This window comes from Brachybacterium sp. GCM10030268 (assembly GCF_042666305.1).
Taxonomy (GTDB): domain Bacteria; phylum Actinomycetota; class Actinomycetes; order Actinomycetales; family Dermabacteraceae; genus Brachybacterium.
In genome coordinates this window covers 128,194-154,625 of record NZ_JBHTCW010000008.1, presented here as the reverse complement: position 1 = coordinate 154,625, position 26,432 = coordinate 128,194, and the positions used below count along the sequence as shown (strand labels likewise).

Here is a 26,432-nt window from a genome sequence, read left to right as displayed (position 1 = left end):
ACTGCTCGTCGGACAGGACCTGATGTCGAGTCGTCGCGGTAGCCATGCATACAGGCTCTCAAGTGAAACCGCCTCACATATAGGAGACACGCCCTAGCTGTGCACATGCTGGCTCCGATCGCCGCTCACCCACCCCAGCCAGGCCCGCCCCGGACCCAGCTGGCGCACCCCCGGCCCAGCCAGGCCCGCCCCGGACCCAGCTGGCGCACCCTCGGCCCAGCCAGGCGCGCCCCGGCTCGGCGCATGGCTCAACCTGCCCACCGTTCAATGCGGTCGGCGACCGGGAGACGGTGATCGCCGCGCCCCAGCACCGCACAGAGCATCACCTCCGTCGCCTTCCACTCGAGGAAGACCTGTTCCCATGTCAGCCTCGTGACGGTGTAGCCCTTCGCACGAAGGAACAGATCTCGATGACGGTCCGCCTGGTAGCTGGCGGGATCATCGTGAAAGTTCCGGCTGTCGCATTCGATCACCCAGCTGTGACCGACCAGCAGATCCATCCGCCGCTCGTCACCGGCGCCGTCGACGAAGCGCACCTGGGGCCGCACCTCGATGCGTCGCTCCTCCAGCCAGCAGCGCACTGCTGTCTCCGTCCCGGACTCGGCGTCACCGCGGATGCGCGAGAGAGGGCGCCGTGGGCGGGTCGGCAATCTCGCCACGAGAGCCTGCGCTGCGGCAAGCGTGAGCTTTCTCTGATGCACAGCGGACTCGAACAGGATCGCCGCCTTCACGGTGGGCAGACATCGTGCGGCATGCTCCAGCACCAGCTCGATCGACGGCACAGGATCATCGTCCGGCCAGGCGGACATCCCTCGCCCGTGGAGGATCAGCGGCTCCGGCGCTCCCCGCCGGATCACCTGGCCCTCCTCTCGCCGGACCGGGGAGAGCCGGATCGGTTCGAGCAGCTCGGCACGTCGATCGGCCCGCGGTCGGTATACGTGCACGCCGGTGTGGAGCGGCGTCCAGAGGCCATGGAATGCTGCGGCATCGATGCAGGTGGGGCGCAGACCGTGCTCGAGGAGAACGACCAGGGACTCCGGGGCCTCTGGGGTGACGTACCGCGGTTGGACGCTGCGCAGCGCTCCGCGACGACGCCACCGCGCGACATCCTCCGTGCCGACCCCGTCCTCGCCACGGAGCTGGTCTCGGTGCCGGACGCCCCTGATCTGCATGCCCCCAAGAAGACGTCACCCGTCGCACTCGGACAAGCACTGTCGCCCGATTGTGGATGACCGTCCCGACGAGCCTGCGAGCAGAACCGTGCGGGGTGGCCTCGGCTCTGCTCTGCGCGGGCCCGCACGGGATGGGCCGGGCGGTCGCGGACCGTCCCCGCTCTGCGCGGGCCTGCACGGGATGGGCCGGGTCAGATTGGAGCCAGCATGTGCACAGCTAGGCGCTATATGGGCCTAGCTGTGCACATGCTGGCTCCAATCGTGGCTCAGCCCAGCCGGACCCTGTAGCACGATCTCCCGCGCACCCCGGCCGCGGGCGAGCGCACTCCGGCCCGGCCAGGCGCACTCCGGCCCGGCCAGGCGCACTCCGGCCCGGCCAGGCGCACCCGGGCCCAGCCAGGTGCGCCCGGCCGGCGTCAGAGCACCGGTTCGTCGAGGACGTGCGTGACCAGCTCGGCGACCTTCGAGCGCTCGGAGCGCTGGAGGGTGATGTGCCCGAACAGCTCCTTCTCCTTGAGCGCCTCGACGACCGAGGCGATCCCGTCGTACCGGCCGATGCGGAGGTTGTCGCGCTGGGCGATGTCGTGAGTGAGGACCACGCGGGAGTTCTGCCCGATGCGCGAGAGCATCGTCAGCAGCACGTTGCGCTCGAGCGACTGGGCCTCGTCCACGATCACGAAGGCATCGTGCAGGGAGCGGCCGCGGATGTGGGTCAGCGGCATGACCTCGAGCATGCCGCGGGAGAGCACCTCGTCGATGACGTTCTGGGAGACCATCGATCCGAGGGTGTCGAAGACGGCCTGTCCCCACGGCCCCATCTTCTCGGACTGGTCACCGGGCAGATAGCCGAGCTCCTGCCCGCCCACCGCGAACAGCGGACGGAACACCATGATCTTGCGCTGGGTGCGGCGCTCAAGCACCGCTTCCAGCCCCGCGCACAGTGCCAGCGCACTCTTGCCGGTGCCGGCACGGCCACCGAGCGAGACGATGCCGACGGACTCGTCCTGGAGCAGGTCGATCGCCACCCGCTGCTCGGCGGAGCGGCCACCGACGCCGAAGACCGTCTGGTCGCCCTGGACCAGTCGCGCCTTCTTGTCCCGGGTGATGCGGCCCAGGGCCGAGCCCCGCGGGCTGGTGATCGTCAGCCCGGTGTGAACCGGCTGGTGAGCCACCTCGGGGATCTCCACGGTCTTGCCGGCATAGAGATCGCTCATGGTCTGCTCGTCGACGCCGGCCGAGACCATGCCGGTGTAGCCGCGGTCGCGGGCGAGCTCGGCCCGGTACTCCTCGGCGTGGATCCCGGAGGCCGAGGCCTTGATGCGCATCGGCAGGTCCTTGGAGACCAGCACGACGTGCTTGCCCTCCAGCTGCAGGTTCTTCGCCACCGCGAGGATGCGGGTGTCGTTGTCGCCCAGGCGGAATCCGTCGGGAAGCGACGCCGAGTTCATGTGGTTCAGCTCGACGTGCACATGGCCGCCGGCCTTGCCGATCGGCAGCGGCTGGGCGAGGTTGCCGTGCAGCTCGCGCAGGTCGTCGAGCAGGCGCAGCGCCTGCCGGGCGAAGTACCCGAGGTCGGGGTGGTGCCGCTTGGACTCCAGCTCCGTGACCACGACGATCGGCAGCACGATGTCGTGCTCGGCGAAGCGGTGCAGGGACAGCGGGTCGGACAGCAGCACCGAGGTGTCCAGCACGTAGGTGATCACGCCGGTCTCGATGTCGGCCAGGACCTGCTGAGCGACGCCGGGCTGCAGGGAGGGCACGACGGGCGAGCCGTCCCGGTTCGGGGACTCGATCACCTCCCGCCCGGAACTCGAGCCATCCGGTGCCAGGCCTCCGTCGGCCGGCGCCGTCTCACGGGCGATGGTGGTCTCATCCATAGGAGCCTCCCGAAATCTCGCGGATGCCAGGACACTAACCGCGCCGGCACCCGGCGCCGGGCGAGTCCCGCCGTCGGCGGGCTCGACGTTCACCCGATCGTCATCCGGAGTTCTGACGAGCTCCGGTACGGCCAGTCTGCCACCGCCACGGCGGCATCGACGGGATTGATCATCACGCGCCGTAGCGCCGCTCGCGTCGGCAGAAATCGCGCAGGGCGCGCAGCAGGTCCACGCGCCGGAACCCCGGCCAGTAGGTCTCGCAGAACCAGTACTCCGAGTGGACCGACTGCCACAGCAGGAAGCCCGACAGCCGCTGCTCGCCGGAGGTGCGGATGATCAGATCCGGGTCCGGCTGGCCTCGCGTGTAGAGGTGATCGGCGATCGAGCCGACGCTGACCTCCGCGGCGATCTGCTCGGGGGTCTTCCCCTGCCCGCCGAGGTCGAGGACCAGCTCGCGCACGGCATCGACGATCTCCTCGCGGCCTCCGTAGCCGATGGCGACGTTCACCGTCAGCGGCGAATCCGGGGCTGCGCGCTCCTGGGTGCGGGCGATGCCGGCACGGACGTCCTCGGGCAGCGCCTCGGCGTTGCCGGTCAGCCTGACGCAGTAGCCGGCCTCCACGATCTCCTCGACCGTGGAGGCGATGATCTCGTAGAGGGCCACCAGTTCCTCGGGCGGCCGGCGCATGTTGTCCGTCGAGAGCATCCACACCGTGACCAGCGGGATGCGCAGATCCTCGCACCAGGAGAGGAACTCGACGATCTTGGCGGCCCCGACGCGATGACCGTGCTCGGTGGTCTCACCGGCCGCCTTCGCCCAGCGCCGGTTGCCGTCGACGATGACGCCGAGGTGCTGGGGCAGCTGGTAGGCCTCCAGCTCCTTGGTCAGCCGCCTCTCGTAGACGCGGTAGAGAAGGCCGTCGTCGTCCACAGCAGCCTCCCTTTCCGTCGATCCGCGCGAGGTCCCCCGCCAGAATGGCATGGCCGCACCGCATGGCGTACCCGATCGCGCGCCCGGAGGGGATCGACCGGGCTCGCGGCCCCCTGCCATTATCGGTGACATCCACACGCGGTCCCTGCAATCCACAGGGATCATCACCGGATCGACACAGGGTGCCGCAGCACTAAGTTACGCACCCGTAGGTTAGGCTCTCCGTCATGACCAACGGCCTTCGCCGCGAGCATTCCTCGCAGCCCTCGAACGATGTTCCGCCCGCCGGGCAGCCACCCCGGGCCGAGGCGCGCGCTCGGCGGCGCGAGGACCGCGCCGCGCAGGAAGCCGTCGAGGCGGTCTCCGAGACCGCCGGGGACCAGGGCCCGGCGGACACCGGGGACGATGCCGACATCCCCACCGCCGCGGAGCACACCTTCGCGCCCCGGAGCCTGACCCGGTCCATGGCTGCGCGTGCCACGCGGCTCGGCGTGCAGCTGCCCAAGCCGCGCCTGCGCGGGATGCTGCACCTGATCGCGTTCCCGGCCTCCCTGGTGGCCGGTCTGCTGCTGGTCGCTCTCGGCGAGACGACGGCGATCCGGCTCTCGTGCGCCGTGTTCGTGCTGACGGCCGGCATGCTGTTCGGGGTCAGCGCCACCTACCATCGCGGCAGCTGGTCCTCGGAGCGCGCCATCATGCTGCGGCGGTTCGACCACGCGAACATCTTCCTGATCATCGCCGGGACCTACACGCCGATCGCCGTTGCCCTGCTGCAGCCGCGCCAGGCGCTGACCCTGCTGGCCATCGCCTGGGGCGGCGCGGCGGTGGGCGTCTGCTTCCGCCTGTTCTGGACCGGTGCCCCGCGCTGGCTGTACGTGCCGGCGTACGTCGCGCTGGGCTGGATCGCGATCTTCTACATGCCGCAGCTCTACGCCGGTGGCGGCTGGGCCGTGGTGGTGCTGCTGGTCGCCGGCGGTCTGGCCTACACCTCGGGCGCAGTGGTCTACGGCCTGAAACGACCGAATCCCTCACCGGCCTGGTTCGGCTTCCACGAGATCTTCCACGCGGGCACCCTGGCGGGCTTCGGCTGCCACTTCGCCGCGGTCGCCGTCTCCATCGCCTGATCACGCGGCGGACCACCCCGCCGCTCAGGAGAGCCGCATTCCCCCGGCGCTCGCCGACGGCACGCGGGCGGGCCTCGCGTCGCGTGCGGGCGGCGGGCCCTGTGCAGGCTTCGCGTCAGGTGCCAGCTCCGCGCCGCCCGTGAGGGCACCGGGCCGCTGCCGGCCGACGGGCCCGGGCCTCAGCGCTGGTCGCGCTGGTCGTCGCTTCCGCGGCTGGGATCCCCGTCGGCCGACGGGCCGGACTGCGGCGGACCGCCCCTGCCTTCGGGGCCACCCTGACCCTCCGGACCGCCCTGATCCTCCCGGCCGGCGGCGTCTGAATCCTCGCGGGCGCGCTCGCCCTTCGCGGACTGTTCCGCCGCTTTGGCCTCCATCCGCTCCTGGACCCGTGCGCGGGCCTGGACACGGCGCGTGCGCCGCGACATGTCCAGCACCAGCAGCACGACCACGACGGCGAGCAGGAACACCACGAGGAACCCGGGCAGCCCCGGGGAGACCGTCACGGCGTTGAGATCCTCCCCGTCCGAGGGGGCGGGATCGGCGAGAAGGCGCCCCACCGTCCCGGAGACGCCGGCGCCGAGGGCGGGGATGAGCCCCGTGCCCGTCATGGCCGGGCCTCGAGGGAGTCGGGACGCAGCCCGGCGAAAAGGTCGTTCTCGGGCAGTTTCACGCCGATGCGGGAGATGTGCAGTTCGTAGTCCTCGGTCCCCCACACGGCGAGTTCGACCTCGTGCGGAATGCGGAAGAACGGGCCGTCGGGGTCGACCTGGGTGGCGTGGGCACGAAGTGCGTCATCGCGCACCCCCAGGTAGTCGCGCACGTCGATCCGGGTCGTCAGGAGCCGGTCTGTGCTCTCGTCGAGCCGCTGCAGCATCTGCTCGAGCTCCTCGTTGGGGGTGCCCTCGGCGCGCAGATGACGGTTGATCGCCGAGAACCGCTGCCGGTGGAAGCCGTTGATGTAGTAGAGCTTCGCGACCTCCCAGGGCTCGCCGAGCTCGGGCGCGAAATCGGAATCCGCGGCGAGGTCGAAGGCCGCCAGGCTCACGCGATTGACCTGGATGTGGTCGGGGTGGGGGTAGCCACCGTTCTCGTCGTACGTGGTCATCACATGCGGGCGCAGTCGGCGCACGGCCTCCACCAGCGGCCTGGCCGCCTCCTCCGGGGAGAGCGTGGCGAAGCTGCCGGCGGGCAGCGGCGGCAGCGGGTCGCCCTCGGGCAGTCCGGAATCGATGAAGCCCAGCCACTCGTGATCCACGCCCAGGATCCGCTGCGCCTCAGCCATCTCGCGGCGGCGGACCGCCGGCAGGTCGCTCATCAGCGAGGCATCGTCGCGCAGCTTGGGATTCAGCACGTCACCGCGTTCGCCGCCCGTGCAGGTGATGACGGTGACCTGCACCCCCTCTCGCACGTAGCGAGCGGTCGTCGCGGCGCCCTTGGAGGACTCGTCGTCCGGGTGCGCGTGGACGGCCACCATCCGCAGGGTCTCATCAGGGGCGGGAAGCTGGACGGACACGGCACTCCTCGGAAGCGGCGGGATGGGAACGGCCCCGGACGGGCCCGGTGCGGGCACCGGATCGCGTGGGGCACCAGCGCCCGATCGTACGCCACCCCGACTGAAGGATCCCAGTGCCCGGCACGGTCACACGGGAACGGGACGGGAGCTCTCCGGCGGCGCCGTGACCGTCGGCCGGGGCTCGCCCGAGGGGCAGCGTGAGAGCCTGCGGGCGCGACCGGGAGGAGAACCTGCGGGGCCGTCTGAGAAACGGGCCCACCGGGGTCTGGAAGACTGAGGGCATGAATGGTTCCACGCATCGTCCGACGGATCGCTACGGCGGCCCGATCGTCACGAAGCGCACGGCACGAGTGCTCCTGGCCGCGGCCGCAGCCGTGTTCCTGGCCGTCGTCGTCTACGTCGGCATGCAGGTCGCCAGCAACCCGATCAAGTCCGAGGTGCTCGCCTATGAGCATCTCGACGACGACCTCATCGGGGTCGACTACGTGGTGACGATGCGTCCGGGAACCGAGGCCGTCTGCCAGATCCAGGCCCTGAACAAGGGGCGCGCGCAGGTCGGCTTCGTCGAGACCACCATCGCGGCGCAGTCCGAGAGGCGCAGCGCCCACCACGTGGAGATCGCCACCCAGGGCGAGGCGGTCTCCGCGGAAGTGGTGGGCTGCGAACCGGCCTGATCCGTGAGCCGTCGAGGGAGAACCCGGGTTCTCCGATCGCGAAACAGCGCACAGGGTCCCGGAACTCGGAATCTCGCGGTGTAAGGTATTCCGATACCGGCGACGCGCCGGTCATCATCATCCGCACACGGGGCGCATGAGGTCATGTGCCCCGTGATTCGCGTACGGGGGCCCTTTTCCGCGGTCCCGCATGCGCACACCGAAGACGACAGGAGTGAACCCATGAGCAGCCAGCCGAATGGCGCCTGGCTCACCCAGGACGCGTACGACCGCCTCGCCAAGGAGCTCGCTGAGCTGGAGGGGCCGGGTCGCACGGAGATCGCCGAGCGCATCGCCGCCGCCCGCGACGAGGGCGACCTCAAGGAGAACGGTGGGTACCACGCCGCCCGCGAGGAGCAGGGGAAGATGGAGGCTCGCATCGCCGACCTCCAGCGTCTGCTCAAGAACGCCGTGGTGGGCGAGTCCCCCAAGGACGACGGTGTGGTCGAGCCGGGCATGGTCGTCACGATCACGCTGGCCGGCAAGAACCGCACGTTCCTGCTGGGCAACCGCGAGATCGCCGAGGACTCCGACCTCGAGGTCTACTCCACCGAGTCGCCGCTGGGCAGCGCGATCCACAGCTCCAAGGTGGGCGACACGGTCGATTACACCGCACCGAACGGCAAGTCGTTCCCGGTCGACATCCTCGAGGCCAAGCCCTACCGTCCGTGACCCGCGGGCGCTCTCCGAGCGCCGCGCCACCGACACCTCCCTGCGAGGCCCGCAGACCGGTCCCCGACCGACGAGCCGTCTCGCACGAGCAAGGACCCCTCTCCGGCGATGGCCGGAGAGGGGTCCTTGCTGTGTCTGCCGCGCTGTGTCTGCCGCGCTGTGCCCGCCTCCGAGAGGTGATCAGCGCTCCGGGTGGGGCTCGGCGCTCCGAGAGGTCCGACGGCGATCCGCCGCCTGTCGCGGGCAGGGCCCCGGACGATCCGCCGCCCGCCGGCGGACGGCCCGGTCAGCTCGACGGCGCCGGCTCCTCCCCCGCCGATCCCGTGGCGCTGTCCGGGCGGGCTCCTCCGGAGGAGACCTCCGCGGTGGATCCCTCCCGGGACGACTTCGCCGGGGACCGCTTCTGGGCATCGTCCTGGGAGCGGGTGCTCCGCTGGGCGCCCTTGCCGCCCGTCAGGGCCGCGAAATGGTCGGCGGCCGCATCGTCATGGCCCAGTTCCGGGCTGGGATCGCGGCCGACGATGTACAGCAGGGTCGCATTGACGAAGGCGATCAGCGGGATCGCGAACAGGGCGCCCGGGATCCCGGCGATCATGGCGCCGGCGGCCACGCCCAGGAACACCGCGAGCGGATGCAGCTCGACCGCCTTGCCCATGAGGAAGGGCTGGAGGACGTTGCCCTCGATCTGCTGGACGGCCACCACGATGCCCAGCATGATCAGCGCGAAGATCCAGTTCTGCAGCACCAGCACCAGCAGCACCGCGATGATCCCGGAGGCGATCGCACCGACCAGCGGGATGAAGGAGAACAGGAACACGAGCAGCCAGATCGGCACCGCGTAGGAGCCCAGTCCCAGGAAGACCATCCCGATCGCGATGCCGACCGCGTCGGCCGCCGCCACCAGGATCTGGGTGCGCACGTATGCCGACAGGGCCTTCCAGCCGCGGCGGAAGGCCTCGTGCGTGTCCTCACGGGCGGCCGGCGGCAGCAGCCCCACGACCCAGCGCCAGATCGTCGACCCGCTGGAGAGCAGGAAGAACAGCGTGAACAGGCAGATCACGATGCCGGTGGCGAGGTTGCCGATCACAGCAGCGGTGCTCAGCGCCGAGTTCAGCAGGGCATCCGCGTTCTCCTGCAGCTGCGTGAGGCCCTCGTTGATGGCGCTGTCGATCATGGGGGCGTCGATCTGGAACGTCGTCGTCGCCCAGTCCATGACGGACTGGAAGCCGGTGACGGCCTTGTCCTGGATGTCCGAGAACTGGGCGATCAGCTGACGCCCGGCGAGGGTGAACATGCCGGCGACCAGCAGCAGCAGACCGATCAGTGCGATGCCGCTGGCCGCGGCCCGGCCCAGGAACGTGTAGCGCGTCAGGACCCTCACGATCGGCATCAGCATCACGGCCAGCAGCACGGCGATGAGCACCGGGATCACGAGGGTGGTGATCTTCAGCAGAGCCCAGAGGATCAGGGCTGAGGCCGCGACGATGACGATCACCCGCCAGGACCAGGACGCCAGCCGGCGCACACCGATGGGGATCTCCTCGACCTCCGGTGCGAGACCGGGGGCACGAGGGGTCGGGCGCAGCTTCGACATGGGGCTCCTTCCGTCAGAGCCGGTTCGACTCCGGGTCACTCTAGCTGGCGGCTCGAGCCCGCGGTACCTGATCAGGGCCGACGAAGGTCGACGTGCCGGTGACCGAGGGACGGAGCACCGCCGACCGTTCGCTCGATACCGTGATCACATGCACTCCGTCCCGCCCTCCTCCCCGTCACCGAGCACCGGCCCCGCCGCTCCCGTGGCCGAGAGCGCCGCCGTCCCGCCGCAGTCGGCGCTGTCGATCCGTGGACTGCGGAAGTCCTTCTCCGGCACCGAGGTCGTCCACGGGATATCCCTGGACGTGCCCCGCGGCTCGTTCTACGGGATGGTCGGCCCCAACGGCGCCGGCAAGACCACCACGCTGTCGATGGCCACCGGCCTGCTGCGGCCCAGCGGCGGAACCGCCCATGTGCTCGGCACCGACATGTGGGCGGAGCCGGAGAAGGCCAAGGCCCGGCTCGGCGTGCTCGCCGACGGCCTGCGCACCTTCGACCGGCTCACGGGACGCGAGCTGCTCACCTACGTCGGCCTGATCCGCGGCATGGACCCCGAGGTCGTCGAGGAGCGCACCCAGTCCTTGCTGACGGCCCTCGATCTCGCGGGCGAGGACGGCAAGCTCGTGGTCGACTACTCCGCGGGCATGACCAAGAAGATCCTGTTGGCCGGTGCCCTCCTGCACGCCCCGCGGCTGCTGGTGCTGGATGAGCCGCTGGAGGCGGTGGACCCGGTCTCCGCGCAGGTGATCCGGAAGATCCTCACCGCCTATGTCGAGGGCGGAGGCACCGTGGTCCTCTCCAGCCACGTGATGGAGCTGGTCGAGGGGCTGTGCAGCCACGTCGCGATCATCGCGCACGGGGAGCTGATGGCCGACGGCACGCTGGACGAGGTCCGCCGCGGCGGCAGCCTCGTCCAGACGTTCATCGATCTCGTCGGCGGGGCCGACGTCGAGGAGGGGAGCCTGTCGTGGTTGGAGTCCTGAGCAGCGAGCACGCTGCGACCGCCTCCGCGGCCGGGATCCACCACGGCTCCGTCTCCCAGCGCTCCCTGCTGCGCCTGCTGCTGGGACTGAAGTGGACCCTGTGGAAGCGGTCCTACCGCAAGAACGTCGGCAAGATCATCGGCACCTGCTTCGGCGTCCTGTACGCGCTCGGCGGCATGGCCGCCCTGGTGGCACTGTTCCTCAGTGCGACGCTGTGGGCGGGAGAGGGCTCCACCTTCCCCATGATCATCCGGGGTCTGGGCGCGCTCACGGTCCTGATGTGGCTGGCGATCCCCGTGCTCGCCTTCGGGCTGGACGACACGCTGGATCCGCGCGCCTTCGCCCTGCTCCCCCGCAGCGCCAAGCAGCTCCAGCCCGGGCTCTTCGCCGCCGCCGCGCTCAGCCTGCCCAGCGCGTTCACGCTCCTGGCCGTCCTGATCGCGACGGCGTTCGAGATCCTGTGGCTCATCCTGTTCGGTCAGGGGGCGCTGTGGATCGCCGCGGCCATGGTCGCTCTGATCCCGGCGAACCTCGCCGCGGTCGCCCTGTGCCTGCTGCTGCCGCGCGCCTGGTTCGCGCACTCTGCGAGCAGGGCCTCCTCGCGCAGCGGCCGCGAGGTCGGCGGGATCATCGGCATGGTCATCATGTTCGCCGCCATCTACGGCGGCTCCCTGCTGCTGCAGAGGGTCGAGGATCTCGACGCGGAGAGGCTGAGGCAGCTGCTGCCCACCGTCGTCGAGGTCGCTGCCTGGACCCCGTTCGGGGCGCTGTTCGCGGTGCCGATGGATCTCGCCGAGGGCCAGGTGCTGCCGGCATTGGCCCGGGCGCTGATCGGCGCCGTCGCGATCGCGGCGACATGGCTGTGGTGGCGACGTTCGATCGATGCGTCCGTCACCTCCGCCCTCAGCGGTGATGCCTCCTCCGGTGCCACCAAGGTCTCTCCCCTGGTGCCCCGCTTCGTCCGGCCCGGCGCGTTCGGCGCGGTGATGGGCAAGTCGCTGCGCTATTGGCGGCGCGACACCCGGTATCTCGCCGCGATCGGGATGTACCCGCTGATGCTCCTGTTCTTCGCCGCGATGGGGCTCGCCGTCCCCGACTCACGGCCGATGATGCTGGCCATCCTGATCATGATGTGCGGGCTGACGGGTATCACCCTGTCCAACGAGATCGGGTTCGACGGTCCCTCCGGCTGGGTCAACATCACCGCCGGGCTCCCGGCCCGCGCGAACCAGCTGGGCCGCGTGGCCGCCATGGCGGTGCTGATGGTGCCCGTGATCGTCGTGGTCACCGTCGCCGTGCCGCTGCTGTTCGGGATGGGGCACCTGGTCCCGCTGACGGTGCTGGGCTCCCTGGGCACCGCGATCACCGGCTGGGGGGTGTCCCTCGCGGTCGGGGTGATCATGCCCTACCCGGCCTCTCCTCCCGGCACGAACCCGATGAAGGACAAGTCCGCCTCGAGCACCAATGCGATGCTGTCGATGACGATCTCGATGATCGCGGTGGTGGTCCCCCAGCTCCCGGCGGTCGGGGTCGCTGTCTGGGGACTCATCGTGGGGAGCCCCGCGATCCAGCTCGTCGCGGGTGTGCTGTCGCTCCTGCTGGGCGTGGTCGCGTTCCTGGTGGGACTGCGGATCGGCACCGTCCGGCTGGAGAGCCGCTACCCCGACCTGTTCCAGAAGGTGCGCGACTTCCTGTAGGGCCTCGCGTGAAGGCGGGTCAGAGATCCCGTTCCATCACCAGCGCATCGATCTGCCGGCCGCGGATGCGGTAGTACCCGCGGCGGCGGTCGATGGTCCGGTATCCGGCCGTGGTGTAGAACGTCCGGGCGCGTGAGTTGTCCTCGCGGACCTCGAGCAGCATCCGCGTCGCCCCCGCCCGTCGCGCCTGGTCCTCGCACCAGGCCAGCAGGGCGCGGCCGATGCCGACGCCCTCGATCCGGGTGCCGATGGTGTGCAGGTCGGCGACGTCCCCGGCGAGCATGATCCCGGCGTAGCCGAGCAGGTCACCGGTCGCGTCGGGGCCCCGCGCGGCGATGACGTAACGGCGGTCGCGGTGCTCGATCTCCGCGGCGAGCTGGAACACGGTCCAGGCCTCGTCGGGGAAGAGCTCGAGCTCGGCGAAGGCGATCTCCTCGACGTCGTGAAGGCCAGCGGGACGCAGTGCCCAGCGGAACGTATCCCCCTGCTCCGGCTGGCCCAGCTGGTCGCGCTGGTCCGGCCGGCCCGTCGGCTCCGGCTGGTCCGACGGGTCCTCCCGCGGCAGGTCGGCCGTCATCTCACAGCCCGAGAGCGCTCTTGCGCGCGGTGGGCTTGGCGGCGTCGGGCTCGCGCAGGTACATGGGATCGGTATCGGCGAGGTCCTCTCCCTGTCCGATCAGGCGGGAGGCGGCGCGGATCAGGTACCCGGCGTCGGCGTCGACCAGCGGCGAGGTGGCCGGCAGCAGTTCCGGGTACAGCGCGGCCCCGGAGCCGACGAGCAGGTCGCAGGCGGAGAGGTCCGCGGCAACTGCGGCCGGGGCGTCGACCGCGGGATCCGCGGTGCGGGTCAGGGTCCCGTCGGCGTCCTGCCGGTAGCGGGCGTGGTAGACCTCGCGGCGGCGGGCGTCCAGGGCGACGGCGACGGTCAGCGAAGCAGAGGCCGCGGGGGCGTACTCGGCGAGCGCCTGTTCGGCGAGGGCATCGAGGGAGCTGAGCCCGTACAGCGGGATGCCGAGGATGTCGGCGATGCTGCGGGCGGCGACCAGGCCGACGCGCAGGCCCGTGAACGGGCCGGGGCCGCGGCCGACGACGATCCCGGTCAGCTCGGCTCGGGTGGCGCCCGCTTCGCGCATCGTCTCGTCGATGAGGGCCAGGAGCACCTCGTCGTGATGACGGGCCCGCTGGTCGGAGCGCACAGCGAGGACCTCGGGCGCGGGGGCGCCGTCGAAGGGCGATGCCTCCGCTCCCGCGCCGGTCGCGTCCCGGCCGGCACCGAAGGAGGCGCGGGCCACGGCGACGCTGACGGCCCCGGACGTATCGATTCCCAGCAGCATCAGCGGTCCTCCCCCGGTGTCGGTGCGGTGCGGTCTGCAGCCTCCAGGCCCAGAACGGCCCTGAGCTGCTCGGTCGCGGCGCGGTCCCAGCGCGGCCCTCGCGGGGTCAGGCGCAGGGTGCGCGGCTCGTCGGGATCATCGGGGTCCTCGACGTGGTCGGGCCGCTCGAGCTCGATCAGGAGCGTCGAGTCGACCAGGTGCTCGACGCGGTCGCGGCCCCATTCGACGACCGTGACGGACTGGTCGAGGTCGGCCTCCAGGTCGAGGTCGTCGATGTCGCCTCCCCCGCCGAGCCGGTAGGCGTCCACATGCACCAGCGCCGGCCCACCGGTGAGGCTGGGGTGGACGCGCTCGATGACGAACGTCGGCGAGGCGACGGGACCGCGCACCCCGAGGCCCTGTCCCAGTCCCTGGGTGAAGGTGGTCTTGCCAGCGCCCAGCGGACCGTCCAGGATCAGCAGGTCGCCGGCCCGCAGCGCCCCGGCGAGGGCGGCGGCGGCGGCGCGTGTGCCGTCGGCGTCGGTGGTGCGGATCGTCAGGGGGCTCATGCGCGGGTCTCCCGCATCACGCGGCCGGAGACGGAGGTGAGGATCTCGTAGGGGATGGTGCCGGCGGCCAGTGCCCAGTCATCGGCGGTGCTCGCGGTCGGCGCGGTGGCCTCACCGCCGGCGTCCCCGAACAGGAAGACCTCGTCCCCGGCGACGGCGTCGCTGTCGGGGCCCAAGTCGATGATGATCTGGTCCATGCTGATGCGGCCGACCTGCGGGGCGATGTGGTCCCCGGAGCCGGTGCGCACGAGCACGTCGCAGCGGTCGCTGCCGGCGCGGTGCAGGCCGTCGGCGTACCCGATCGGGACCAGGCCCAGCCGGGTGCGACGGCTGGTGCTGCGGATCCTCCCGTACCCCAGGCTGTGCCCCTCGGGGACCTCCTTGACGATGGCCAGCCGGCTGGTCAGGGTCATCGCGGGCCGCAGCGGGACGTCGGTGGGCACCGGCGGGTAGCCGTACAGGGCGATGCCGGGACGGACCAGGTCGCGGTGGAGGTCCGGGCGGGACAGCAGCGCCGCCGAGTTGGCGATGTGCTGCAGGGGGATCGGGCCGATCTCGTCGGCCAGGGCCTCGCACGCGGAGTCGAACAGGTCGACCTGCTGGTCCGTGGCCGGATCCGCGGGGTCGTCCGCGCTGGTGAGGTGGGTCCAGGCGGCGACGACCTGGACGAAGTCGTCCTGCTGCATGGCGGCGCCGATCTCGCGCACCTGCCAGGGCAGGATGCCGTTGCGCCCCATGCCGGTGTCGATCTTCAGGTGCACGCGGGCGCGGCGCTCGGCCTGGCGGGCGGCAGCGGCGACCAGCTCGAGCATCTCCGGGGACCCGACGGACACGTCGATGCCGGCGGTGAGGACGTCGGGCAGCACCTCGGCGGCGGTGTGCGGTTCGTACAGCCAGGTGAGGATGTGCACGTCGAGGCCGGCACGGGAGAGGGCCAGTGCACTGGCGGGATGGGCGACGCCCAGCCAGGTCGCCCCGCCCTCGAGCGCCGCGCGCGCCGCCGTCAGCATGCCGTGACCGTAGCCGTCGGCCTTCACCACGGCCATCAGGGCTGTGTGCTCCTCGAGCTGACCGGTCAGGGCGCGGGTGTTCTCGGTGATGGCCGCGGGGTCGATCACGACACGGTTGGGCACGTGCCGAGGGTCCTCGGCGGGCATCGGGATGGTCATCGAACTCCTTCGATCACGGCAGGGCGCCCGCCAGGATAGCCCCGAGTGCAGCGGGGAGGTGGTCGGCGACGTCGAGGGCGACCAGGGGCCGGAGGCCGTCCCGGGACGCGAGGCGCCCCGCGCGACCATGGAGCATCGCGCCGAGGGCTGCGGCATCCGGTCCGGGCAGACCGGCGGCCAGCAGGGTTCCGATCACGCCGGCCAGGACGTCTCCGGTGCCGGCGGTGGCGAGCTGGGAGGTGGCGTCGTCCTGGGCGCGCAAGGGGCCGCCGTCCCCCGGGGCGACCAGGGTCACGGCGCCCTTGAGCAGCACGGTCGCGCCGGTCGCGCCGGCGAGCGCGGCCGCGAGCTCGGGGCCGGGGAGGTCGGTGCCGATCCCGAGACGATCGGCGAGCCGTTCGGCCTCGCCGCGGTGCGGGGTGAGGACCACGTCGGACCCGAAGCGGTGCTCGGCGGTCATGGCGGCGAGGCCGCCCGCGTCGATCACGCCGCGTTCCAGCCCGCCTGCTCCCCCGTCGCCGTCCCGGTCCTTCCCGTGCTCGCCGGCGTGGTCGATGTCATGGGAGAGCACGTCGAGGCCGGCGCGGGCCCGGGGGTCCTCGCCCCCGATCCCGGAGCCGACGACGAGGGCGTCGGTGCGGCCGATCTCCTCGAGGTCCACGGTGTCGGTGGGCTGGCCGACGACCTCCGGCCGGGTCTGGAGCACGAGGTCCAGGACGCTCTGCGGCGCCACGCAGCGCACCATTCCCGCCCCGGCGCGGGCGGCGCCGGAGCAGGTCAGCACGGCGGCACCGGGGAACCGGGGGCTGCCGGCGACGACGGCGACCACGCCGCGGGAGTACTTGGTGGCGTCCCGCTCCGGGCGGGGCCACAGCGCGCGCAGGTCGCTGTCCTCGAGGCGTTCGGCGGCGGGCCGGGCGGGCAGATGCTCGCCGAGGCCGAGGTCGACGGGGTGGAGGGTCCCTGTCAGGTGCGCGGCGCCGGGCAGCAGCAGGCCGGCCTTGACGGCGCCGAAGGTGACGGTCTCGCTCGCTGCGAGGGCGCCGGGCGCCGCCCGGCCGCTGGTGGCGTCGACGAAGCTGGGCACGTCCACGGCGATCACCGGGACCTGCTCGGCGCGCACGGCCTCCAGCAGGGGTTCGAGAGCGGCGGGGATCTCGGGGCGCCCGCCGATGCCGAGGATCGCGTCCAGGACGAGACCGGCGCCCGCGATCACCTGGCGGAGGTCGTCGGCGGAGCTCTCTGCCAGGGAGTGGATGGTGCCGCCGGCGTCCCGGAGCGCTGCGGCGCCCTCGGCGTGGACGCCGTCGGCGGTGGCGATCGCTTCGGCTGCGATGCCGTCGCGGCGCAGCATCGCGGCGGCGTGCAGTCCGTCCCCGCCGTTGGACCCGCGACCGGCGAGCACGAGGACGCGGGGGCCGACGGGGGTCTCGCGGTGGGGCTCGGGGCTGTCCGGCTCCCCGTCGGCCCCAGCCTCGAGCCGTTCCCGGACCCGGTCGGCGAGGGCGCGGGCGGCGCGCAGCATCAGCGGCTGGCCGGCGGACAGCAGCGGCTGTTCCGCCTCGCGGACCTCCTGGGCGGTGTATCCACGGATCATGCGGTGCCTCCTTCCCCGGGCCCCCGGTCTCCCGAGGGCCGCTCACGTTCGGCGACCACGATCGCGGTCGCGATGTCCCCGTCGTGGGACAGCGACAGGTGCAGGTGTACGATGCCCTGTGCCTCGGCGGCCCGCAAGGTGGCACCGCGCAGGCGCAGGTAGGGGCGGCGGGCGGCGGTGCGGTCGACGGTGACGTCCTGCCAGGAGAAGTCGCCCGGGGAGCCGAGAGCCTTGCCGACGGCCTCCTTCGCAGCCACTCGGGCGGCGCGGGACGCGGCCGACAGTCCGCGCTCACCGGGGGTGAACAGCCGCTCCAGCAGAGCGGGGGTGCGCGCGGTCATCTCGGCGAGGCGGGAGATGTCCACGACGTCGATGCCGACGCCGGCCACGGTGCCGTCCTCACGCGGAGCGAACGCCCGGCCCCCGAAGCTGTCCTCGGGGCCGGGCGTCGGCTGGTCGAAGGGGAAGCTCATCACCCCGGCAGTATCACACCCTCAGCAGGGAGGGGCTCGCCCGGCAGGGAAGGTGCTTCGCGGCGCCCCTGCCCTGCCGGGCCCGTCACTCGACGGTGACGGACTTGGCGAGGTTGCGCGGCTGGTCGACGTCCAGGCCCTTCGCGGTGGCCAGCTCGCAGGCGAAGATCTGCAGCGGGATGACCGTCAGCAGCGCGGCGAACAGGGTGCGGGTGGCGGGCACCCGGATCACCTCGTCGGCGTAGGGCACCACGTCGTCGTCGCCCTCCTCCGCGATCACCAGGGTGCGGGCGCCGCGGGCGCGGACCTCCTGGATGTTGGAGACGACCTTGGAGTGCAGCGAGTGGCGGCCGTTCGGGGAGGGCACGATGACGAACACCGGCTGGCCCTCCTCGACCAGGGCGATCGGGCCGTGCTTGAGCTCGCCGGCGGCGAAGCCCTCGGCGTGGATGTAGGCCAGCTCCTTGAGCTTGAGGGCGCCCTCCATCGCGGTGGGGTAGCCGACGTGGCGACCCAGGAACAGCACGCTCCTGGCGTCCTTCATGTCCTCGGCGAGCCGCTCGATCTGGCCGGCGTCGTCCAGCACCGTCTGGATGTGCTCGGGGAGCTTCTCGAGATCGGCCATGAGGGCGCTGATCTCGTCGGGGTAGAAGTTGCCGCGCACCTGGGCGAGGAACAGACCCAGCAGGTAGCAGGCGGCGATCTGGCCCAGGTACGCCTTCGTAGAGGCCACCGCGATCTCGGGCCCGACGTGGAGGTACAGGGCGGCGTCGGATTCGCGCGGGATGGTGGAGCCGCGGGTGTTGCAGATGGCGACGACCTTCGCGCCCTGCTCGCGGGCGTGGCGCACCGCCATCAGCGTGTCCATGGTCTCGCCGGACTGCGAGATCGCCACCACCAGGGTCTTCTCGGTGACGACGGGATCGCGGTAGCGGAACTCGTGGGCCAACTCGACCTCGGTGGGGATGCGGCACCAGTGCTCGATGGCGTACTTGGCGACCTCGCCGGCGTTGGCGGCGGTGCCGCACGCGATCACGACGATCTTGTCGACGCTGCGCAGCACGGACGGGTCGATGTCCATCTCGTCCAGGTGCAGTGAGCCGTTCTCCATGCGGCCCAGCAGGGTGTCGGCCACGGCGGCGGCCTGCTCGTGGATCTCCTTGGCCATGAAGGAGGGGTAGCCGCCCTTCTGCGCGGCGGCGGCGTCCCATTCGATGGTGTAGCGCTTGGCGTCGGTGACCTCGTGGCCGTCGAAGTCGATGATGGAGACGGCGTCGGCGGTGACGGTGACGACCTGGTCCTGGCCGACCTCGAGGGCCTCCTTGGTGGAGTCGACGAAGGCGGCGACGTCGGAGCCGAGGAAGTTCTCGCCGTCGCCGAGGCCGACGACCAGCGGGGAGTTGCGGCGGGCGGCGACGACGGTGTCCGGGGCGTCGCGGTGGACGGCCAGCAGGGTGAAGGCGCCCTCGAGGGAGGCGGCCGTGCGGCGCATCGCCTCGGTGAGGTCACCGGTGGTCTCCATCTCGCGGGCCACCAGGTGCGCGGCGGCCTCCGTGTCGGTCTCGGAGGTGAAGGTGTATCCCTGTCCCTCGAGCTCGGAGCGCAGCGCGGCGAAGTTCTCGATGATGCCGTTGTGGACCAGGGCGAGCTCGCCGTCGCGGCCGCCGACGTGGGGGTGAGCGTTGCCGTCGGTGGGGGCACCGTGGGTTGCCCAGCGGGTATGGGCGATGGCGACGCGCCCGGAGGTCTCGGTGCCCTCACCGAGCGCCTCACGGAGGTTGGCGAGCTTGCCGGCGCGCTTGGTGACGTCGACGGCGCCGTCATCGATCACGGCGATGCCGGCGGAGTCGTAGCCGCGGTACTCGAGGCGGGCGAGGCCCTGGAGGGCGACGTCCACGGGACGGGAGGAGGGTGCTGAGGCCTTCGGGCCTGCGTATCCGACGATTCCACACATGCCGCTCACGCTAGCGACCCGCACGGCGCTCAGCTGCCACAGCGCGGTTTCCCGGCGAGTCGTTCCTCACCTCGCGGGGCCCGCGTGCACGGCACTGGCCGAACCTGCGCAGGAGTGATCACGTTCGCGCACCTGCCCTCTGGGGCCTCACAGGTCTCACCCGGGGCGGCGGTGCACGGATTGCTTCTGGAGTGCGGAACAATCATCCCTATGAAGGCCGCTTCAGCGACGAGCACCGTCACCCCGTTCGAGGAGATCCCGCGGGACGACTGGGCGCGTCTGTCGCAGCAGACACCCCTGCCCCTGTCCGAGGATGACGTCATCCGTCTGCGCGGTCTGGGCGACCGGATCGACCTGCAGGAGGTCGATGCCGTGTACCGGCCGATCTCCCGGCTGCTGAACCTCCAGGTCTCCGCGGCCGAGACGCTGCGCCGTGCCCGGGAGGACTTCCTCGCCCAGCGCCAGCACCGCACGCCGTACGTGATCGGGATCGCCGGCTCGGTGGCGGTGGGCAAGTCCACCACGGCCCGCGTGCTGCGCGAGCTGATGGCGCGCTGGCCGGAGACGCCGCGGGTGCAGCTGGTCACCACCGACGGGTTCCTGCTGCCCAACGCCGAGCTCGAGGCCCGCGGGATCATGCATCGCAAGGGGTTCCCCGAGAGCTACGACCGGCGCAGCCTGCTGCGGTTCGTCTCGGACGTGAAGTCCGGCCAGGATCGGGTCGAGGCCCCCGTCTACTCCCACCTGACCTACGACATCATCGAGGACGAGCGGGCGGTGGTCGAGCACCCCGATGTGCTGATCCTCGAGGGCCTGAACGTGCTGCAGCCCGCGCGGCCGCGCCCCGACGGGCGGCTGGGGATGGCCGTCTCGGACTTCTTCGACTTCTCCGTGTACGTCGACGCCCGGCCCGAGGACGTCCAGCGCTGGTACGTGGAGCGGTTCCTGCAGCTGCGCCGGACGGCGTTCTCCGATCCGCGCTCCTACTTCCGCCGCTACGCGGATCTCTCCGACGACGAGGCCGAGCAGACCGCCCTGCGCATCTGGCGCACCATCAACGGGCCGAACCTCACCGAGAACGTGCTGCCCACCCGCGGCCGCGCCGACCTGGTGCTGCGCAAGGACGGGATGCACCGCGTGCACTCGGTGCTGCTGCGCAAGGTGTGAGCGCGGACGTCCGTCGCCGCCCACTGCCGGCCCCGCTGCGCACGTCCCCGGCGGCCCGCTGCGCGTGTCCCCGGCGGCCGCGCGGCACGGAGAAGCTGTTCGGGCTCGTGGAGCTACTGTCCCCGAACGGGACGTGTTTCGAGGGTGCCCCGCATATCGCAGGGCACCCTCGAATGAACTACCGCCGATGGTCACGACGGCGCGGTCGCAGCGCCCCAGGCCCCGCCGAGGCGCGATTCCCCGGCAGAGCCCGACGCGGTCGCAGCGCCCCAGGCCCGGTCACAGCCCGACGCCGCCTGCCCGCTCCCCGTCAGAGCCCGACGCGGTCGCGGACCAGGGCGGCCAGGCGCTCGGCGACGTCGGTGGCCTGCTCGTCGGTCGGTGCCTCGACCATGACGCGCACGACGGGCTCGGTGCCGGAGGGGCGCAGGAGCACGCGGCCCGTCTCACCCAGCTCGTTCTCCGCGGCGGCCACGGCGTCGAGCACGCCGCGGTCGATGGTGGCGCGGGCCTTGTCGACGTTCTTGACGTTGATCAGCGCCTGCGGGAGGCGCGTCATGACGTCGGCCAGTTCGCGGGCGGTGCGGCCGGTGCTGGCCATGCGCTGGATCAGGTGCAGGGCGGTCAGCTCGCCGTCGCCGGTGGTGGCGTGGTCGGCGAGGATGACGTGGCCGGACTGCTCACCGCCGATGGAGTAGCTGCCGAGGTTCATCTCCTCGAGCACGTACCGATCTCCCACCGCGGTCTGGCCCAGCATGATGCCGTGCTCGCGCATGGCGAGCTTGAGGCCGAGGTTGCTCATCACCGTGACCACGAGCGTGTCGTCGTGCAGCCGACCCTTCTCCTTCAGGTCGAGCGCGAGGATGCCCATGATCTGGTCGCCGTCGATGACCTCGCCGTCGGCGTCGACCGCCAGGCAGCGGTCGGCATCGCCGTCGAAGGCCACGCCGATGTCGGCGCCCTTCTCCCGGACGGCCTCCTGCAGCCGACCGAGATGGGTGGAGCCGACGCCGTCGTTGATGAGACCGCCGTCGCTGCGGTCACCGATGACGTGGACGGTCGCGCCGGCGCGACGGAGCATCTCCGGGCCGGATTCGCAGGCAGCACCGTTCGCACAGTCGGCGACGACGGTGATGCCCTCCAGTGACTGATCGAGGGTCGAGACCAGGTGATCGACGTAGGTCTCGACCGCGCCCTCGTAGCGGGTGATCGTGCCGACGCCCGTGCCCTGGGGCCGCTCCCACTCCTCGCCGAGGCGGGCCTCGATGGCGTCCTCCACCTCGTCCGGCAGCTTGGTGCCGCCTCGGGCGAAGAACTTGATGCCGTTGTCCGGCGCGGGGTTGTGGGAGGCGGAGATCATCACGCCGAGGTCCGCCTCGGTGGACTGGACCAGGTGGGCCAGGCCCGGCGTGGGGAGCACCTCGGCGTCCAGCACGTCGACGCCGGCCGAGGCGAGCCCGGCGCACACGGCGGCCGAGAGGAAGTCCCCCGAGGGCCGCGTGTCGCGGGCGACGATGGCGCGCGGCTTGGTGCCGCCGAAGGCGCCGAGGGTGCCCAGGACATGGGCCGCCCCCACGGAGAGCTCGACCGCCAGTTCGGCGGTGATGTCCCCGTTCGCGCGTCCGCGCACTCCGTCGGTTCCGAACAGTCGTGCCATGTGCTGGCCCTTTCAGGGGTCGGGGGGCGCCGAAGATGAGCAACCACGGCTGAGGTCCGGGGAAACTGTAACGCTCCGGCGGTGGGCGGCCGCGGTGCACACGGCATCGGTGGCTCCCCGGGTGACGAATTGGAGGTGAACTATGCCCCGGCGACGGGACGAGGGGCCTGCGCTCTCGTTAACCTGAGAGGATGCCGGTCGTCGATCTCCCCCCACGGATCCTGCCCGCTGCGATCTCCCAGTTCGTCGGGGACCGCTCCGCGGGTCGTGGCCTCGCCTATGCGCGCGGCGGCCGCGTCCAGGAGCTGGGATGGGACGACGAGGCCCGTTCCGTCCGGGCAGAGGTGCGCGGCGCGGCCAGCACCCCGTACCGCGTGACCGTGCAGCTGGAGGAGTACGACCAGACCGCGGTCACCCGCCGGTTCCTGCCCGAGGAGCCGGGCGGCGTCTGGCGGCCGGTGCGCTCGAGCTGCACGTGCCCCGTCGGCTCCGACTGCAAGCATGCCGCGGCCGCGATGTATGAGCTGAACACCATGGCTGACCGGACCAAGTCCGAGCGGGAGGTCTCCGAGTGGCGCAGCGTGCTGAGGCCGCTGCTGCAGGAGGAGCAGCGCAGCGAGGGCCCGCAGCCGCTCGCGCTGCGGTTCGATCTGGAGGCTTCGCCGCTGGAGTCGGGCCGGCCCCGCTATGCGCACGAGCCCGCCACCGCGGAGCACGTCCATGCCGGATCCGAGCTGCGCCTGGGCATCCGCCCGCTGGTGCGCGGCAAGCAGGGGCGCTGGATCAAGGGCGGTGTCTCCTGGCGCACCTTCGAGTACCGCGTGCCCGGCCACGACTACGTCCCCGCGCACGCCGAGGCCCTGACCCGCATCTTCTCCGCGGCCACGGCCGAGCGCTCCTACACCTCGGGGGCGGTCGAGCACCTGTGGCTGAGTTCGATCGGCTCGCCGCTGCTGTGGCAGTCGCTCTCCTACGCCGCCGACGTCGGCGTGCAGTTCCTGACCAGCGGCATCCTCGAGAGCGTCGAGATCGCGCCGACGGCCGAGGTGGAGCTGGACCTCTCCGCGCCCGCAGCCGAGTCCGAACTCGCCGTGCGCCCCCGAATCCTCATCGGCGGCGACCCGGCCCCGTCTGCGCAGCTGCTGGGCACCGGTGGGGTGATCGATCTGGCCTCCACGATCCCGGCCGACGGGGACGGCGACGACGCCGGCCGGCGCGGCGAACGCTTCCACGCCCGCATCGCCCCTGTGGACAGCCCGGTCCCGATCGCCCTGCAACGACTGTTCCAACGCCCCGAGCCGCTGCGCATCCCCGCCGCCGAGCGCGAGGAGTTCCTGGGCTCGGCCTACCCCCGGCTGCGGGAGATCACCACCGTCACCAGTACCGACGGCAGCGTGGAGATGCCCGCGATCGAGCCGGCGACGCTGCAGGTCACCGCCGCCTACGCCGACGGCGACCGGCTCACCCTGACCTGGTCCTGGCGGTACCACGATCCCGAACGCACCGTCCCCATGGACCCGGCGATCGGCCCGCGCCGCGATCACGAGCACGAGGAGGCGGTCCTCGCCCGCGCTCAGCAGCTGTGGCCGACGGCCGGCTCCCGGACGCCGGAGCGGCTCAGCGGCGTCGACACCGCCGAGTTCTCCACCCACGTGCTCGATGCCCTCGACGAGCTCGAGCACGTCAGCGCGAAGGTCACCGGCACCCGGCACGCCTACCGGGAACTGGACGAGGCCCCGCACGTGCGCGTCACCCAGCACGAGTCCCGCGGGAAGAACGACTGGTTCGACCTCGGCTTCGAGATCACCATCGAGGGCAAGCAGATCGCCTTCGCCTCCCTGTTCACGGCCCTGGCCCAGGGGAAGTCGCGGCTGCTGATGCCCGATCGCACGTACTTCTCCCTGGAGAACCCAGCCTTCGATGCGCTGCGCGAGCTGATCGCCGAGGGCGAGGCGCTGGCCGAGTGGGATCCCGACCAGCAGTCGATCTCGAAGTACCAGGTCGACATCTGGAACGAGCTCGAGGAGATCGCCGACGAGGCCGTGTCCTCCGACGCCTGGCAGCGCAGCGTCGGTGCCCTGCAGGCGGGCGTCGATCTCACGCCGCCGCAGCCGCCGCGCGGGCTGACCGCCGATCTGCGCCCGTACCAGCGCGACGGCTTCGCCTGGCTCGCCTTCCTGTACGAGCATTCCCTGGGCGGAGTGCTGGCCGACGATATGGGCCTGGGCAAGACCGTCCAGACCCTCGCGCTGATCGCCCATGCGCACGAGCGTGCCGGGACCGGCTCGGACGCCGCCTCCTCCGCGCTGCCACCGTTCCTGGTGGTCGCGCCGGCGTCCGTGGTGGGCGTGTGGCGCTCCGAGGCGGAGCGGTTCACCCCGGGCCTGGATCTGCGGGTCGTCGACCGCACCCGTCGGGCTCGCGGCACCGACCTCGCCGAGGTGGCCGCCGGCGCCGACGTGCTGGTCACCAGCTACACGGTGCTGCGGATCGATGCCGAGGAGTTCGCCGAGCAGGAGTTCGCGGGCATGGTGCTGGACGAGGCGCAGTTCGTGAAGAACCGCCGTGCCCGCACACACCAGGCGGCGCGCGGCGTGCACGCCCCGTTCCGCCTGGCCATCACGGGTACGCCGATGGAGAACTCGCTCGATGACCTGTGGTCGATCATGTCGCTGGCCGCGCCGGGACTGTTCGGCGCCGCCACCGCGTTCCGTCAGCGCTATACGACGCCGATCGAGAGCGGTGAGCATCCGGAGCGGATGGAGGTGCTGCGTGCCCGGCTGCGACCGTTCATGCTGCGCCGCACCAAGGATCTGGTCGCCAAGGAGCTCCCGCCCAAGCAGGAGCAGGTGTGGAAGGTCGAGCTCGCCGAGGATCACCGGGCGCTGTACGACTCCCTGCTCCAGCGCGAGCGCAAGAAGGTGCTGGGGCTGATCGAGGACGATCTGGACCGCAACCGCTTCATCGTGTTCCGCTCGCTCACGCTGCTGCGGATGATGGCGCTGGATCCGGGCATCGTCGATGCGCAGGAGCATCGGGACGTGCACAGCTCGAAGCTCGCCGCGCTGTTCGACCAGCTCGAGGAGGTCCTCGGCGAGGGGCACAAGGTGCTGCTGTTCAGCCAGTTCACCTCCTACCTGCACCGGGTCGCCGAGCAGCTGGACCAGCGCGGCGTGGACTACGCCTACCTCGACGGCTCCACCCGCAATCGTGAGGCGGCGGTCCGCGGCTTCCGCGAGGGGAACGCTCCGGTGTTCCTGATCTCCCTCAAGGCCGGCGGCTTCGGACTCACCCTGACCGAGGCGGACTACGTCTTCCTGCTGGATCCGTGGTGGAACCCCGCCGCGGAGAACCAGGCCGTCGACCGCGCCCACCGCATCGGCCAGGAGCGCCACCTGATGGTCTATCGGATGGTCGCCGAGGACACCATCGAGGAGAAGGTGCTCGCGCTGCAGCAGAAGAAGGCGGACCTGTTCGACGCCCTGACCGACTCCGGGTCGGCGTTCCGCGAGGGCATCACGGCCGATGACATCCGCGAGCTGCTCTCGTAGATCGCGCCGAGGCGGGCAGACCGGATCAGGCCTCGGTGCTGACCCAGTCGTAGGGCAGGAACTTCCCATCGATCCTGAGCACCACACGATCACCGCCGGGGTGCTTCCCGCGCTCGAGATCGATGCTGCAGTTGATGGCGCTCATGATCCCGTCGCCGAATTCCTCGTGGATGAGCGCCTTCAGCGCCGGCCCGTAGACCTGGATCAGCTCCTGGAAGCGGTAGATCGTGGGGTCGCTGAGGATCTCGGGGTCGACGGTCCGATACGGCTGGCGCGTCAGGGCTGCCACCAGGTCCGGCTCCAGTCCCAGCGCCTCGCCGAGGATCTCCGCCTCGGCGGCGGGGACGGGCTGGGCGCCGAGCACGGCCGAGGCCAGCCAGACGCGCGGCCGCCCGGTGCGCTCGGCGAGGTCCGTCCAGGTCACCCCGAGCTCACGTCGTTTCTCGTCGATCAGCTCGCCGGCCACGCGCTTGCTCACGAGTCCGCGCCCGCTCCCCTGCCCCGCTCCGCCGCCGGTCTCCGTCTGATCACTCATCACCGCAATGTCCTCTCGTCCTGAGGGAGCGTCTCCCGCTCCCGCCGCCCACGTCGCCGACTCCGTCGCACCCGCACCTGGGCGGGACGCGCAGGCGATCGACGATCCGCGCACGGACGCTCCGCGCACGAGTCCGATCCTGCGCGAACCGTCCGGCCACCGCTCCGGGAGA

General features: G+C 71.5%; 23 protein-coding genes. 8 read left to right on the top strand and 15 right to left on the bottom strand.

Features of this window, described 5'->3' with window-relative positions:
• Nucleotides 1–248: 248 nt before the first annotated feature.
• Nucleotides 249–782, bottom strand: a complete 534-nt coding sequence (locus tag ACFQRD_RS12455; RefSeq protein WP_377019906.1) for a hypothetical protein — start codon at nt 780–782, stop codon at nt 249–251.
• A gap of 36 nt (nt 783–818) precedes the next feature.
• Here ACFQRD_RS12455 and ACFQRD_RS12450 point away from each other — a divergent pair, with 36 nt between their 5' ends.
• Complete coding sequence (locus tag ACFQRD_RS12450) at nt 819–1,232, top strand: hypothetical protein (RefSeq protein ID WP_377019907.1); 414 nt, start codon at nt 819–821, stop codon at nt 1,230–1,232.
• 356 nt (nt 1,233–1,588) lie between these two features.
• Here the strand turns inward: ACFQRD_RS12450 and ACFQRD_RS12445 are convergent, their stop codons facing one another.
• Nucleotides 1,589–3,049, bottom strand: a complete 1,461-nt coding sequence (locus tag ACFQRD_RS12445) for a PhoH family protein (protein ID WP_377019909.1) — start codon at nt 3,047–3,049, stop codon at nt 1,589–1,591.
• A 172-nt stretch (nt 3,050–3,221) separates the two neighbouring features.
• Complete coding sequence (gene uppS / locus ACFQRD_RS12440; protein WP_377793119.1) at nt 3,222–3,980, bottom strand: polyprenyl diphosphate synthase; 759 nt, start codon at nt 3,978–3,980, stop codon at nt 3,222–3,224.
• 227 nt (nt 3,981–4,207) lie between these two features.
• Here uppS and ACFQRD_RS12435 point away from each other — a divergent pair, with 227 nt between their 5' ends.
• Entirely contained in the window at nt 4,208–5,104 is an 897-nt protein-coding gene (locus tag ACFQRD_RS12435; protein ID WP_377019911.1) for a hemolysin III family protein, read from the top strand.
• Between the two features lie 179 nt (nt 5,105–5,283).
• Here the strand turns inward: ACFQRD_RS12435 and ACFQRD_RS12430 are convergent, their stop codons facing one another.
• Both ACFQRD_RS12430 and mca read right to left on the bottom strand, forming a co-directional pair.
• A complete protein-coding gene (locus tag ACFQRD_RS12430) occupies nt 5,284–5,712 on the bottom strand; it encodes a hypothetical protein (RefSeq protein WP_377019912.1) in 429 nt (142 codons plus the stop codon).
• Nucleotides 5,709–6,617: a mycothiol conjugate amidase Mca gene (gene mca, locus ACFQRD_RS12425; RefSeq protein WP_377019914.1), complete on the bottom strand. Its 909-nt coding sequence runs from the start codon at nt 6,615–6,617 to the stop codon at nt 5,709–5,711. The genes ACFQRD_RS12430 and mca overlap by 4 nt, the downstream gene beginning before the upstream one ends.
• A 281-nt stretch (nt 6,618–6,898) precedes the next feature.
• Here mca and ACFQRD_RS12420 point away from each other — a divergent pair, with 281 nt between their 5' ends.
• Both ACFQRD_RS12420 and greA read left to right on the top strand, forming a co-directional pair.
• Entirely contained in the window at nt 6,899–7,291 is a 393-nt protein-coding gene (locus ACFQRD_RS12420; protein WP_377019915.1) for a DUF4307 domain-containing protein, read from the top strand.
• 222 nt (nt 7,292–7,513) lie between these two features.
• Nucleotides 7,514–8,002 carry a transcription elongation factor GreA gene (gene greA / locus ACFQRD_RS12415; RefSeq protein ID WP_377019916.1) on the top strand — a complete coding sequence of 163 codons (489 nt, stop codon included), beginning with the start codon at nt 7,514–7,516 and terminating at the stop codon, nt 8,000–8,002.
• 286 nt (nt 8,003–8,288) lie between these two features.
• Here greA and ACFQRD_RS12410 read toward each other — a convergent pair whose 3' ends face one another.
• Nucleotides 8,289–9,596, bottom strand: a complete 1,308-nt coding sequence (locus ACFQRD_RS12410; RefSeq protein ID WP_377019917.1) for an AI-2E family transporter — start codon at nt 9,594–9,596, stop codon at nt 8,289–8,291.
• 148 nt (nt 9,597–9,744) lie between these two features.
• On the opposite strand from ACFQRD_RS12410, the gene ACFQRD_RS12405 reads away from it, so the two are divergent.
• Entirely contained in the window at nt 9,745–10,578 is an 834-nt protein-coding gene (locus ACFQRD_RS12405) for an ABC transporter ATP-binding protein (RefSeq protein WP_377019918.1), read from the top strand.
• Entirely contained in the window at nt 10,563–12,275 is a 1,713-nt protein-coding gene (locus tag ACFQRD_RS12400; RefSeq protein WP_377019920.1) for a hypothetical protein, read from the top strand. Before ACFQRD_RS12405 ends, ACFQRD_RS12400 begins: the two co-directional genes overlap by 16 nt.
• Before the next feature lie 19 nt (nt 12,276–12,294).
• Here ACFQRD_RS12400 and ACFQRD_RS12395 read toward each other — a convergent pair whose 3' ends face one another.
• The 7 genes from ACFQRD_RS12395 to glmS form a co-directional block, all read right to left on the bottom strand.
• Nucleotides 12,295–12,852, bottom strand: a complete 558-nt coding sequence (locus ACFQRD_RS12395) for a GNAT family N-acetyltransferase (RefSeq protein WP_377019921.1) — start codon at nt 12,850–12,852, stop codon at nt 12,295–12,297.
• Between the two features lies 1 nt (nt 12,853).
• Nucleotides 12,854–13,609 (bottom strand): tRNA (adenosine(37)-N6)-threonylcarbamoyltransferase complex dimerization subunit type 1 TsaB, encoded by a 756-nt coding sequence (gene tsaB, locus ACFQRD_RS12390; RefSeq protein WP_377019923.1) that lies wholly within the window; start codon nt 13,607–13,609, stop codon nt 12,854–12,856.
• On the bottom strand, nt 13,609–14,157 hold the full coding sequence (tsaE, locus tag ACFQRD_RS12385; RefSeq protein WP_377019924.1) for a tRNA (adenosine(37)-N6)-threonylcarbamoyltransferase complex ATPase subunit type 1 TsaE: 549 nt from the start codon (nt 14,155–14,157) through the stop codon (nt 13,609–13,611). The genes tsaB and tsaE overlap by 1 nt, the downstream gene beginning before the upstream one ends.
• On the bottom strand, nt 14,154–15,326 hold the full coding sequence (alr, locus tag ACFQRD_RS12380) for an alanine racemase (protein ID WP_377019925.1): 1,173 nt from the start codon (nt 15,324–15,326) through the stop codon (nt 14,154–14,156). The genes tsaE and alr overlap by 4 nt, the downstream gene beginning before the upstream one ends.
• A gap of 13 nt (nt 15,327–15,339) precedes the next feature.
• The gene (locus tag ACFQRD_RS12375; protein ID WP_377019927.1) at nt 15,340–16,923 is read right to left on the bottom strand and encodes an NAD(P)H-hydrate dehydratase; all 1,584 of its coding nucleotides are present in this window, start codon (nt 16,921–16,923) and stop codon (nt 15,340–15,342) included.
• Complete coding sequence (locus ACFQRD_RS12370; protein WP_377019928.1) at nt 16,920–17,396, bottom strand: holo-ACP synthase; 477 nt, start codon at nt 17,394–17,396, stop codon at nt 16,920–16,922. The genes ACFQRD_RS12375 and ACFQRD_RS12370 overlap by 4 nt, the downstream gene beginning before the upstream one ends.
• An 85-nt stretch (nt 17,397–17,481) precedes the next feature.
• A complete protein-coding gene (gene glmS, locus ACFQRD_RS12365) occupies nt 17,482–19,350 on the bottom strand; it encodes a glutamine--fructose-6-phosphate transaminase (isomerizing) (RefSeq protein ID WP_377019929.1) in 1,869 nt (622 codons plus the stop codon).
• A gap of 210 nt (nt 19,351–19,560) precedes the next feature.
• On the opposite strand from glmS, the gene coaA reads away from it, so the two are divergent.
• On the top strand, nt 19,561–20,517 hold the full coding sequence (coaA, locus tag ACFQRD_RS12360; RefSeq protein WP_377019930.1) for a type I pantothenate kinase: 957 nt from the start codon (nt 19,561–19,563) through the stop codon (nt 20,515–20,517).
• A gap of 310 nt (nt 20,518–20,827) precedes the next feature.
• Here coaA and glmM read toward each other — a convergent pair whose 3' ends face one another.
• Entirely contained in the window at nt 20,828–22,174 is a 1,347-nt protein-coding gene (gene glmM, locus ACFQRD_RS12355; RefSeq protein WP_377019931.1) for a phosphoglucosamine mutase, read from the bottom strand.
• Nucleotides 22,175–22,365: 191 nt separating this feature from the next.
• Between glmM and ACFQRD_RS12350 the strand changes: the two genes are divergently transcribed.
• Nucleotides 22,366–25,725, top strand: coding sequence for an SNF2-related protein (locus tag ACFQRD_RS12350; RefSeq protein WP_377019932.1), 3,360 nt, complete (start codon nt 22,366–22,368; stop codon nt 25,723–25,725).
• Between the two features lie 25 nt (nt 25,726–25,750).
• Here the strand turns inward: ACFQRD_RS12350 and cynS are convergent, their stop codons facing one another.
• On the bottom strand, nt 25,751–26,260 hold the full coding sequence (gene cynS / locus ACFQRD_RS12345; protein ID WP_377804377.1) for a cyanase: 510 nt from the start codon (nt 26,258–26,260) through the stop codon (nt 25,751–25,753).
• Nucleotides 26,261–26,432 lie beyond the last annotated feature (172 nt).